Source organism: Pantoea sp. sgz302252, from assembly GCF_047713085.1.
GTDB lineage: Bacteria > Pseudomonadota > Gammaproteobacteria > Enterobacterales > Enterobacteriaceae > Scandinavium.
The window spans coordinates 94,597-106,257 of sequence record NZ_JBLFJW010000004.1 but is presented as its reverse complement, the minus strand read 5'-3'; the positions used below and the strand labels follow the sequence as shown (position 1 = coordinate 106,257).

General features: G+C 53.9%; 9 protein-coding genes. 8 read left to right on the top strand and 1 reads right to left on the bottom strand.

Annotation, left to right across the window (positions count from 1 at the left end; all coding sequences use genetic code 11):
* Positions 1-79 precede the first annotated feature (79 nt).
* A complete protein-coding gene (gene ydiK, locus ACLW56_RS04655; protein ID WP_330982648.1) occupies positions 80-1,204 on the bottom strand; it encodes an AI-2E family transporter YdiK in 1,125 nt (374 codons plus the stop codon).
* 208 nt (positions 1,205-1,412) lie between these two features.
* On the opposite strand from ydiK, the gene ACLW56_RS04650 reads away from it, so the two are divergent.
* The 8 genes from ACLW56_RS04650 (at position 1,413) to sufS (ending at position 11,652) form a co-directional block, all read left to right on the top strand.
* On the top strand, positions 1,413-4,469 hold the full coding sequence (locus tag ACLW56_RS04650) for an FAD-binding and (Fe-S)-binding domain-containing protein (protein WP_330982647.1): 3,057 nt from the start codon (positions 1,413-1,415) through the stop codon (positions 4,467-4,469).
* A complete protein-coding gene (gene menI / locus ACLW56_RS04645) occupies positions 4,466-4,876 on the top strand; it encodes a 1,4-dihydroxy-2-naphthoyl-CoA hydrolase (protein WP_330982646.1) in 411 nt (136 codons plus the stop codon). The genes ACLW56_RS04650 and menI overlap by 4 nt, the downstream gene beginning before the upstream one ends.
* 434 nt (positions 4,877-5,310) lie before the next feature.
* Positions 5,311-6,225, top strand: coding sequence for a kdo(2)-lipid IV(A) palmitoleoyltransferase (gene lpxP / locus ACLW56_RS04640; RefSeq protein ID WP_330982645.1), 915 nt, complete (start codon positions 5,311-5,313; stop codon positions 6,223-6,225).
* A gap of 336 nt (positions 6,226-6,561) precedes the next feature.
* Positions 6,562-6,936: a Fe-S cluster assembly scaffold SufA gene (gene sufA / locus ACLW56_RS04635; protein WP_330982644.1), complete on the top strand. Its 375-nt coding sequence runs from the start codon at positions 6,562-6,564 to the stop codon at positions 6,934-6,936.
* 2 nt (positions 6,937-6,938) lie between these two features.
* Entirely contained in the window at positions 6,939-8,426 is a 1,488-nt protein-coding gene (gene sufB, locus ACLW56_RS04630) for a Fe-S cluster assembly protein SufB (protein ID WP_330982643.1), read from the top strand.
* 16 nt (positions 8,427-8,442) lie between these two features.
* Positions 8,443-9,189 carry a Fe-S cluster assembly ATPase SufC gene (sufC, locus tag ACLW56_RS04625; protein ID WP_330982642.1) on the top strand — a complete coding sequence of 249 codons (747 nt, stop codon included), beginning with the start codon at positions 8,443-8,445 and terminating at the stop codon, positions 9,187-9,189.
* Complete coding sequence (sufD, locus tag ACLW56_RS04620; RefSeq protein WP_330982641.1) at positions 9,164-10,435, top strand: Fe-S cluster assembly protein SufD; 1,272 nt, start codon at positions 9,164-9,166, stop codon at positions 10,433-10,435. Before sufC ends, sufD begins: the two co-directional genes overlap by 26 nt.
* Positions 10,432-11,652 carry a cysteine desulfurase SufS gene (sufS, locus tag ACLW56_RS04615; RefSeq protein WP_330982640.1) on the top strand — a complete coding sequence of 407 codons (1,221 nt, stop codon included), beginning with the start codon at positions 10,432-10,434 and terminating at the stop codon, positions 11,650-11,652. The genes sufD and sufS overlap by 4 nt, the downstream gene beginning before the upstream one ends.
* The last annotated feature ends 9 nt before the right edge of the window (positions 11,653-11,661 follow it).

Sequence of the window (11,661 nt, the reverse complement as noted above, 5' to 3'; positions counted from 1 at the left end):
TGTGGCCGAAAAGACTTTAATGATTAGCATTGCTTAAGTATTCGGCCCGGAAAAGTGACTATTTCCGGGCCGAAATTATTTAGTTATCAAGCTTTTGATGGCTGGCTTCGAGCTCTTCCAGCTCCTCAAGCACTTCATCCTGGTCTTCAGACGGTGGCGGAATTTCACGAACCCAGGCATCAAACAGACGCCAGGTCACCGCGAGCAGCACCGGCCCAATAAACAGCCCGATCATCCCAAAGGCAATTAAGCCGCCGATAACGCCGGTCAGAATAAGCACCATCGGCAAATCGGCGCCCATGCGAATCAGCATCGGGCGGATGAAGTTATCCATCGTACCCACCACGCAGCTCCAGACCAGCAGCACGGTGCCCCAGGTGGTATCACCCGTCCAGTAGAGCCAGATGATGGAAGGGATCAGCACAATCAGTGGGCCAAGCTGAACCAGGCAGGAGAAGATCATCACCACGGTCAGCAGCGTGGCGTAAGGCACACCGCTGATAGCAAGACCGATACCGCCCAACACCGCCTGAACCAGCGCGGTAACCACGACACCAAGCGCAACAGCACGAATAGCCTGACCCGCCAGCAGCACCGCAGCATCACCGCGTTTAGAGGCAAGTCGTGTGGCAAAGTAGCGCACACCAAATGCCACTTTTTCACCCTGCCAGTAAAGCAGGGCGCTGAACAACAGCATCAAGGCGCAGTGCATCATAAAGCGACCGATATGCGCCGCCTGACCGACAAACCAGGTGGTGGTGGTGCCGATATAAGGACGCACTTTCGCCATGATGGCGGTGCCGCCCATATCCAGCAGGCTATGCCAGCCTGAATAGAGCTTCGCACCGACAAACGGAATGCTGTTCAGCCAGCCGAGATCCGGTGGCGTCAGGTTGCCGGAAGTGACCGCATGAACCAGCGGCGTGCTGCCATCCACCAGGCTGTTAACCAACAGCGCAATCGGGATAACGAACAGCAAAAACAGCAGCAGCGTCATCACTAATACCGCCAGAGAGCGGCGACCAAACAGCAGGCGCTGGAGCTTAATCAGAACAGGCCAGGTGGCAATCACCACCATCGCGGCCCAGGCAAAGCCAAGAATGAAGGGCTGGACTATCCACAGACAGGCCACAATCATGAGGCTTAAAAACAATACCGACAGCAGGATCTGCGGTATATCACGGGGCCGATGAACGGTTGTCATACAGTTTGTACCTTTAAAAAGCACCCAAAATGGGTACGGGAGATAAATCCATTTACTGATAATAATATCAACAATTTCGGGATCATGATCGCTGCAAAATCCAATAAGCGTATAAGGAAAAAATGTGATACAACGAAGGAGCAATACGCAAACGATAAAACAGACCTAACACCACCATCCACAACTTAGTCAGGCAGGGTCGAGCGTCATGATCCCACAAATTTCTCAGGCACCCGGCGTCGTTCAGCTGGTGCTGAATTTTTTGCAGGCACTAGAGCTTCAAGGTTTTACCGGCGATACCGCCACCCGTTACGCCGACAGGCTGACGATGGCAACGGATAACAGTATTTATCAGCTCCTTCCCGATGCCGTGGTTTTTCCCCGTTCTACTGCTGATGTCGCGCTGCTGTCACGCATCGCCGACGAAGAGCGTTTCCGCTCTCTGGTCTTTACCCCACGCGGCGGCGGGACAGGCACCAACGGTCAGTCCCTGAATCAGGGCATCGTTATCGATCTTTCCCGCTACATGAACCGCATCATTGAAATCAACCCGGAAGAGGGTTGGGTGCGCGTCGAAGCCGGGGTCATCAAAGATCAGCTTAATCAGTTTCTCAAACCTTATGGCTATTTCTTTGCACCGGAGCTCTCAACGAGCAACCGTGCCACGCTCGGCGGCATGATTAATACCGACGCTTCCGGCCAGGGTTCGCTGGTGTACGGTAAAACGTCTGACCACGTGTTGGGCGTTCGTGCTGTCCTGCTGGGCGGCGATATTCTGGATACTCAGCCGGTTCCGGTACTGCTGGCAGAAACGCTCGCCAAAGAGCAGTCCGCCAGCGGGCGCATTTACCGCACCGTGTATGAACGCTGCAAAGAAAACCGTCAGCTGATTATCGACAAATTCCCCAAACTCAACCGTTTCCTGACGGGCTACGATCTGCGCCATGTCTTTAATGATGAGATGAGCGAGTTCGATTTAACCCGCATTTTGACCGGTTCAGAAGGCACGCTGGCGTTTATTACCGAGGCGCGGCTGGATATCACCCGCCTGCCAAAAGTTCGCCGTCTGGTGAATGTGAAGTACGATTCGTTCGATTCAGCGCTGCGCAATGCCCCGTTCATGGTGGATGCGCGGGCGTTGTCGGTCGAGACCGTCGATTCAAAAGTGCTGAATCTGGCGCGGGAAGATATCGTCTGGCATTCGGTGAGCGAGCTGATCACCGACGTGCCCGATAAAGAGATGCTGGGCCTCAACATCGTCGAATTTGCCGGGGATGATGAGGCGCTGATCGAAAGCCAGGTCAGCGCACTGTGTGAACGTCTGGATGCGCTGATAGCGGCGGCTGAAGGCGGCGTGATTGGCTGGCAGCTTTGCAATGAGCTTGACGATATCGAACGAATCTACGCGATGCGTAAAAAAGCGGTGGGATTGTTGGGCAATGCCAAAGGGGCCGCCAAACCGATTCCGTTTGCTGAAGATACCTGCGTGCCGCCTGAACATCTGGCGGATTATATTGCTGAGTTTCGCGCCTTGCTGGACGGTCACGGTCTGAGCTACGGCATGTTCGGCCATGTGGACGCCGGTGTGCTGCACGTTCGTCCTGCACTGGATATGTGCGACCCGCAACAAGAGATCCTGATGAAGCAGATCTCGGATGATGTGGTGGCGTTAACAGCCAAATACGGCGGTTTGCTGTGGGGCGAACACGGTAAGGGCTTCCGTGCTGAATACAGCCCGGCGTTCTTTGGCGAAACGTTGTATGGCGAACTACGCAAAGTGAAAGCAGCGTTCGACCCGAATAACCGTCTGAACCCGGGGAAAATCTGCGCGCCAGAGGGCATTGACGATCCGATGATGAAAGTCGATGCGGCAAAGCGAGGCACCTTCGACAGACAAATTCCCATTGCGGTGCGTTCATCCTGGCGCGGCGCGATGGAGTGCAACGGCAACGGCCTGTGCTTTAACTTCGATGTGAACAGCCCGATGTGTCCGTCGATGAAAATCACCAGCAACCGCATGCACTCGCCGAAAGGCCGCGCCACGCTGACGCGTGAGTGGCTGCGTTTGTTGGCCGATCGCGGCGTTGACCCGCTCAAGCTTGAGAAAGAGCTGCCGGAAAAACGCGGCAGCCTGCGCTCCTTGATCGAACGGACCCGCAATACCTGGCATGCCAGCAAAGGCGAGTATGATTTTTCTCACGAAGTGAAAGAGGCGATGTCCGGCTGTCTGGCCTGTAAAGCTTGCTCGACGCAGTGCCCCATCAAGATTGATGTGCCGGAGTTCCGTTCGCGTTTCTTGCAGCTCTACCACACTCGCTATCTGCGACCGCTGCGCGATCATGTTGTCGCCACGGTGGAAAATTATGCCCCGCTGATGGCGCGAGCGCCGAAAACCTTCAACTTCTTCATCAGCCAGCCGTGGGTGAAAAGCCTGTCGAAAAAACACATCGGGATGATCGACTTGCCGCTGCTTTCCGTGCCGTCACTGCAACAGCAGATGGTGGGGCACCGCTCGGCGAACCTGACCCTGGAGCAGCTTGAAGCGCTGTCACCAGAGCAGAAAGCGAAAACGGTGCTGGTGGTACAGGATCCTTTTACCAGCTATTACGATGCACAAGTGGTGGCGGATTTTGTCCGTCTGGTTGAACGTGTGGGCTACCAGCCTGTGGTGCTGCCCTTCTCGCCAAACGGCAAAGCGCAGCACATTAAAGGTTTCCTCGCGCGCTTCGCCAAAACAGCGCAAAAGACGGCAGATTTCCTGAACCGAATTGCAGAGCTTGGCATGCCAATGGTCGGTGTCGACCCGGCGCTGGTGCTGTGTTACCGCGATGAGTACAAGCAGACGTTGGCGGATAAACGCGGTGATTTCCAGGTGCAACTGGTTCACGAATGGTTGCCAAAAGCGCTGGAAAATAGCGACCTGCCTGAGGTCAGCGGCGAATCCTGGTACCTCTTCGGTCACTGTACAGAAGTCACGGCGCTGCCGATGGCACCGAAACAGTGGGCGGCTATCTTTGCCCGCTTTGGGGCGAAACTGGAAAGCGTCAACGTTGGCTGCTGTGGAATGGCAGGGACGTATGGGCACGAAGTCCAGAACCATGAAAACTCGCTCGGCATCTATGCACTTTCCTGGCAGCAGGCGATGCAGCGTTTGCCACGTAATCGCTGCCTGGCGACAGGTTACTCCTGCCGCAGCCAGGTGAAGCGCGTAGAAGGCAGCGGCGTGCGCCATCCGCTACAGGCATTACTGGAGATTATGGGATGATCTGGAAACGTACCGCCACGCTCGATGGCCTGAATGCCATGAGCGAAGGCAATATGGTCGGGCTGCTCGATATTCGCTTCGAGCATATTGGCGAAGACAGTCTGGAAGCCTCCATGCCGGTCGACAGCCGCACGCATCAGCCATTTGGCCTGTTACATGGCGGTGCTTCAGTGGTGCTGGCAGAAACTCTGGGTTCAGTGGCGGGGTATCTCTGCACACAGGGCGATGAGAAAGTGGTAGGTGTGGAAGTGAACGCCAATCACCTGCGCTCTGTACGAGATGGACGAGTGCGCGGTGTCTGCAAGGCATTGCATGCCGGACGCAGGCATCAGGTGTGGCAAATTGAGATCTTCGATGAGCACGGTAAATTGTGCTGCACCTCTCGTCTGACAACGGCCGTGGTGTAGGGCAATGTTGAGATAAATTGAACAACGAGGATTCTGAAAAAGCACCGCGCTACGGTGCTTTTCTTCATTATTTCTGACGATTTGTCTTAATAAACAGCATGACCAAAATCAATAATCATTAGCAGTGTAATTATTCGTCATTAAATATCAGACATTTCTCGTTTTATCAATGAGCACTTAAGGTGAGCTTCAGATTAATTCACTATCTTTTTTTAAACGAATGTAGCATCCTGCCTCCAGGCAGTTAACCTTGCCACAACGACACCTGCTTTTATCTCTTATATGGACTCAGTTTATCGGGAGATTTTTGGCGTTTGGCTCAGAACTCTGTTTTTTGAGCAACGTGAAAATTTGTTCTGTATCGCCTAAAGATTGATGATTTCCTTCGTTTTTTCCTTATGCGCTACTGGTTCACATGCTTACAGGAATTAACGATGGCAAAAGCCTTCGACACAACGCTGCTGCACCCCCGTAACTGGCTCACCTGGTTTGGTTTAGGCGTGCTCTGGCTGATCGTACAACTCCCTTATCCGCTGCTGTATATCATTGGCTCTTCTCTGGGTCGTGCCTCACGCCCCTTTTTGAAAAGAAGGGAAAAGATAGCGTCAAGAAATATATCGCTCTGTTTCCCTGACATGAATGCGCAAGCGAAAGAGAAATTAATCGAGCAGAATTTTATTTCTTTAGGAATGGGATTAATTGAAACGGGAATGGCCTGGTTCTGGAGCGATGCCCGGGTTAAAAAATGGTTTGATGTAGAAGGCTATGCCAATCTCACTCGCGCGCTGGAAGATAAAAAAGGCGTGATGGTGGTGGGGGTGCATTTTATGTCGCTTGAATTGGGTGGCCGTGCGATGGGATTGTGCCGTCCGATGATGGCAACCTACCGTCCGCATAACAGCAAAATGATGGAATGGGTGCAAACCAAAGGTCGCCTTCGTTCCAATAAAGCCATGATTGATCGTCGCAATTTGCGCGGGCTGGTGAGCGCGCTGAAAGACGGCGAAGCGGTGTGGTTTGCTCCGGATCAGGATTACGGCCCGAAAGGCAGTACTTTTGCGCCGTTCTTCTCGGTTCCTGAGGCGGCGACGACCAACGGTACCTACGTGCTTTCGCGCCTCTCCGGTGCCGATCTGCTGAGCATTACCATGGTGCGTAAAGCCAATAACCGTGGTTACAGTCTGCACATCAGCGAACTGATGACCGATTACCCGATTGAAGACGAGTTCAAGGCCGCAAGCTACATGAACAAGGTGATTGAGAAAGAGATCCTGCGCGCGCCAGAACAGTATCTGTGGGTGCACCGGCGCTTTAAGACTCGTCCGGCTGGCCAGTCCTCGCTTTATTGATCTGACTGTTTTACCGAAAGCCCTGCGCGTCTGTCCTGACCGCAGGGCTTTTTTGTTGGCTGAACCTGCGTAAACCCTATCTCATAAATAGATATTTTCTATACATCTTTTAAAAACCGCCGAATTTGCGGGTCGCTCACGATAAAGCCATTATTTTTCAAAGCATTGAACAATTAAATCGATGGCAACGCTCTCCGCGCACAGGGTCTATGCTTAGTGAAAGCCCCCAAAAAGGGTGATTCCGGGGAAAGCCCCTGCAGGCAAGGGGTTGAAGTGATAATCATTATCACTACCATAGCGGTATGCCCTGGTGGCTTCAACTCATAAGGTGAACCTATGGAATTGCAATCAGAAACCTTCAATCCTGCCGATTTTGCCTGGCGTGGTATCAGCATGACGCCAGAAGCCGCCGCGCATGTGCGCGAGCTTGCGGCAAAGCAAAATGTGCAGGGGATCAGGCTTGGGATCAAAACCTCCGGCTGCGCAGGTTTTGCCTACGTGCTGGACACTGTCACGGAACCGAAAGCCGACGATCTGCTGTTTGAATCGGATGGCGCGAAATTGTGGGTGCCTTTGCAGGCCATGCCCTTTATTGACGGTACCGAAGTCGATTATGTGCGTGAAGGCTTAAACCAGATCTTTAAGTTCCATAACCCGAAAGCACAGCATGAATGCGGCTGTGGTGAAAGTTTTGGGGTGCAGGCGGAGTAACCATGTCACGTAATATTGAAGCAACTGACGATGTCAAAACCTGGACCGGTGGGCAACTGAACTATAAAGAAGGCTTTTTCACCCACCTGCAAACCGATGAGCTGGCGAAAGGGATCAGCGAGGACGTCGTGCGCGCTATCTCGGCGAAACGTAACGAGCCTGAGTGGATGCTCGAATTTCGTTTAAACGCTTACCGTGCGTGGCTTGAGATGGAAGAACCTCACTGGCTGAAAGCGCATTACGACAAACTGAATTATCAGGACTACAGCTACTATTCCGCGCCATCTTGCGGCAATTGCGATGAAACTTGTGCCTCAGAGCCCGGTGCCGTGCAGCAGACGGGCGCTAATGCGTTTCTCAATGAAGAAGTTGAGGCCGCGTTTAATCAGCTTGGTGTGCCTGTTCGAGAAGGCCGTGAGGTTGCCGTCGACGCGATTTTCGATTCCGTATCCGTGGCGACGACCTACCGTGAAAAACTGGCGGAGCAGGGGATCATCTTCTGCTCGTTCGGTGAAGCCATTCATGATCATCCTGAACTGGTACAGAAATACCTCGGCACTGTGGTGCCCGGCAACGACAACTTCTTCGCGGCCCTGAACGCGGCGGTGGCTTCCGATGGCACCTTTATTTATGTGCCAAAAGGCGTGCGCTGCCCGATGGAACTGTCGACTTATTTCCGTATCAACGCAGAGAAAACCGGCCAGTTTGAACGCACCATTTTAGTGGCCGATGAAGACAGCTATGTCAGCTACATCGAAGGGTGTTCTGCGCCGGTGCGAGACAGCTACCAGCTTCACGCTGCGGTGGTCGAAGTCATCATCCATAAAAACGCGGAAGTGAAATATTCCACGGTGCAGAACTGGTTCCCGGGCGACAACAACACTGGCGGCATCCTGAACTTCGTGACCAAGCGTGCGCTGTGCGAAGGTGAAAACAGCAAGATGTCGTGGACGCAGTCCGAAACAGGCTCAGCCATTACCTGGAAATACCCGAGCTGCATTTTGCGCGGTGATAACTCCATCGGTGAGTTTTTCTCTGTCGCGCTGACCAGCGGGCACCAGCAGGCCGACACGGGCACCAAAATGATCCACATCGGCAAGAACACCAAATCGACCATTATCTCGAAAGGGATCTCCGCCGGGCACAGCCAGAACAGTTACCGCGGCTTGGTGAAAATCATGCCGACAGCGACCAATGCACGAAACTTTACCCAGTGCGATTCGATGCTGATTGGGCCAGACAGCGGGGCGCATACCTTCCCGTACGTCGAGTGTCGTAACAACACGGCTCAGCTGGAGCATGAGGCTACCACTTCGCGCATTGGTGAAGATCAGCTGTTTTACTGCCTGCAGCGCGGGATCAGTGAAGATGACGCTATCTCGATGATCGTCAATGGTTTCTGTAAGGACGTTTTCTCTGAGCTGCCGCTGGAATTTGCCGTTGAAGCGCAAAAACTGCTGGCTATCAGCCTCGAACACAGCGTCGGTTAAGGATTAAGGGACACACATGTTAAGCATTAAAGATTTGCAGGTTGCGGTAGAAGACAAAGAAATCCTGCGTGGCTTGAGCCTGGACGTTCGCCCGGGTGAAGTGCATGCCATTATGGGGCCGAACGGCTCCGGGAAAAGCACGCTTTCCGCCACTTTAGCGGGTCGTGAAGATTATGAGGTCACCGGCGGCAGCGTCGAGTTTAAAGGTAAAGACTTGCTCGAACTCGCGCCGGAAGACCGCGCGGGCGAAGGCATCTTTATGGCATTCCAGTATCCGGTGGAAATTCCCGGTGTCAGCAATCAGTTCTTCCTGCAAACGGCTCTGAATGCTGTGCGCCAGTATCGTGGGCAGTCCACGCTCGACCGCTTTGATTTTCAGGATCTGATGGAAGAGAAAATCAAACTGCTGAAAATGCCGGAAGATTTGCTGACCCGTTCCGTAAACGTGGGCTTCTCCGGCGGTGAGAAAAAGCGTAATGACATTCTGCAAATGGCGGTGCTGGAGCCGGAACTGTGCATTCTGGATGAGTCAGATTCAGGGCTGGACATCGACGCACTGAAAATTGTCTCTGAGGGCGTCAATGCCCTGCGTGACGGCAAACGTTCTTTTATCATCGTCACGCACTATCAGCGCATTCTCGACTACATCAAGCCGGATTATGTCCACGTGCTGTATCAGGGCCGTATTGTGAAATCCGGTGATTTTACGCTGGTGAAACAACTCGAGGAGCAAGGCTATGGCTGGCTTACCGAACAGCAGTAACGCGCTGCAACAGTGGCATCATCTGTTCGAGGCTCAGGGCAGGGAGCGCACGCCGCAGGCTGAGCAGCATTTGCAACAGATGTTGCGCCTCGGGTTGCCAACGCGTAAGCACGAGAACTGGAAATACACGCCGCTGGACGGGTTGCTGAATAACCGCTTTGTCAGCACTGAGTCGGCGTTGACGACCGCACAGCGTGATGCGCTGGCATTGCCTGTCGAGGCGTTACGGCTGGTCTTTGTGAACGATCAGTATAGCGCTGAGCTGAGCGATGAACTGGCTGGCAGCGCTTTCCAGATTACAGTTGATAATGCCCGTGAGAGCTTGCCTGCGGCGGTGCAGCCTGAAGTCTTTCTGCATCTGACGGAAAGCCTTGCGCAGACTGTGACTCACATTAAGGTGGCGCGAAATCAGCGTCCTGCAAAGCCACTGCTGCTGATGCATATCACTCAAGGGCTGGACGGCGAGGAGATGAATACCGCGCATTATCGCCACCATCTTGAACTGGAAACGGGCGCTGAAGCGACGGTCATCGAACATTTTGTCAGCCTGAACGAAACGCGCCATTTCACCGGTTCACGCCTGACCATGCAGGTTGCAGCAGGCGCTCACCTGCAACACATCAAACTCGCGTTTGAGAACCCGCAGAGTTACCACTTCGCGCACAACGATATTCTGTTAGGCCAGGATGCCAGTGCGCACAGCCACAGCTTCCTGCTTGGCGGTGCGGTGCTGCGTCACAACACCAGCACTCAGTTGAATGGTGAAAACACCACGCTACGGATCAACAGCCTTGCGATGCCGGTGAAAAGTGAAGTCTGCGACACGCGCACCTGGCTTGAGCACAACAAAGGCTACTGCAACAGCCGCCAGCTGCATAAAACGATCGTCAACGACAAAGGTCGGGCGGTGTTTAATGGCCTGATTAACGTGGCGCAGCACGCCATTAAAACGGACGGGCAGATGACCAACAACAATCTGCTGTTAGGGCGCTTGTCGGAAGTGGACACCAAACCGCAGCTTGAAATCTACGCGGACGACGTGAAATGCAGCCATGGGGCAACCATTGGTCGTATTGATGACGAACAGCTGTTCTATCTGCGTTCACGCGGCATACACCAGCAGGCCGCGCAGCAGATGATCATTTACGCCTTTGCCGCCGAACTCACGGAAGCGATCAGCGATAAAGTGATCAGACATCAGATTCTGGCTCGTATCGGTCAGCGTTTGCCGGGAGGAAGCGAATGACATTTTCCCTTGAACAGGTCAGGGCTGATTTCCCTGTGCTTGCCCGTGAGGTCAATGGGCAACCGCTGGCGTATCTCGACAGTGCCGCCAGCGCGCAGAAACCCAATGCCGTGATTGACGCCGAAGCCGAGTTTTATCGCCACGGCTATGCCGCTGTGCATCGCGGCATTCACACCTTAAGCGCGGAAGCGACCACGCGCATGGAGCAAGTGCGCCAGCAGGCCGCCACGTTTTTGAATGCTGCGTCGCCGGAAGAGTTAGTGTTCGTGCGTGGCACCACTGAAGGGATCAACCTTGTCGCCAACAGCTGGGGCAACAGCAACGTCGGTAAGGGCGATAACATCATCATTAGCCAGATGGAGCACCATGCGAATATCGTGCCCTGGCAGATGCTCTGCGCGCGTGTAGGGGCAGAGTTGCGTGTTATCCCACTGAATCAGGACGGCACGCTTCAGCTTGATGCGGTGCCTGCGTTGTTTGACGAGAACACTAAACTGCTCGCCATCACTCAGGTTTCGAACGTCTTAGGAACAGAGAATCCGGTAAAAGCACTGGTTTCACTCGCCCATCAGCACGGAGCGAAAGCTTTGATAGATGGTGCGCAGGCGGTGATGCATCACGCGGTGGATGTGCAGAGTCTGGATTGTGATTTTTACGTTTTCTCCGGCCATAAACTGTACGGGCCAACCGGTATCGGCGTGCTGTATGTGAAAGAGGACATTTTGCAGGAGATGCCACCGTGGGAAGGGGGCGGCTCAATGATCGCTACCGTCAGCCTGACGGAAGGCACCACCTGGGCGAAAGCGCCGTGGCGGTTCGAGGCGGGGACGCCGAATACGGGCGGGATTATTGCGCTGGGTGCTGCCCTGGATTATGTTAGCAATCTTGGGCTGGAGCATATTGCCGATTACGAACAAACGCTAATGCACTATGCCATGGTGGAACTCGCCAGCGTGCCAGACATCGTTTTGTATGGCCCACAAACGCGTCTGGGCGTGGTCGCTTTTAATCTGGGTAAACATCATGCGTATGACGTTGGCAGCTTCCTCGATAACTATGGCATCGCTGTCCGCACCGGGCACCACTGCGCCATGCCGCTGATGGCGTTTTATAACGTGCCAGCCATGTGCCGTGCTTCATTGGCGATGTACAACACGGTTGAAGAAGTGGACCGTCTGGTGGCTGGATTAAAGCGTATTCACCGCCTGCTGGGCTAACAGGGAGCA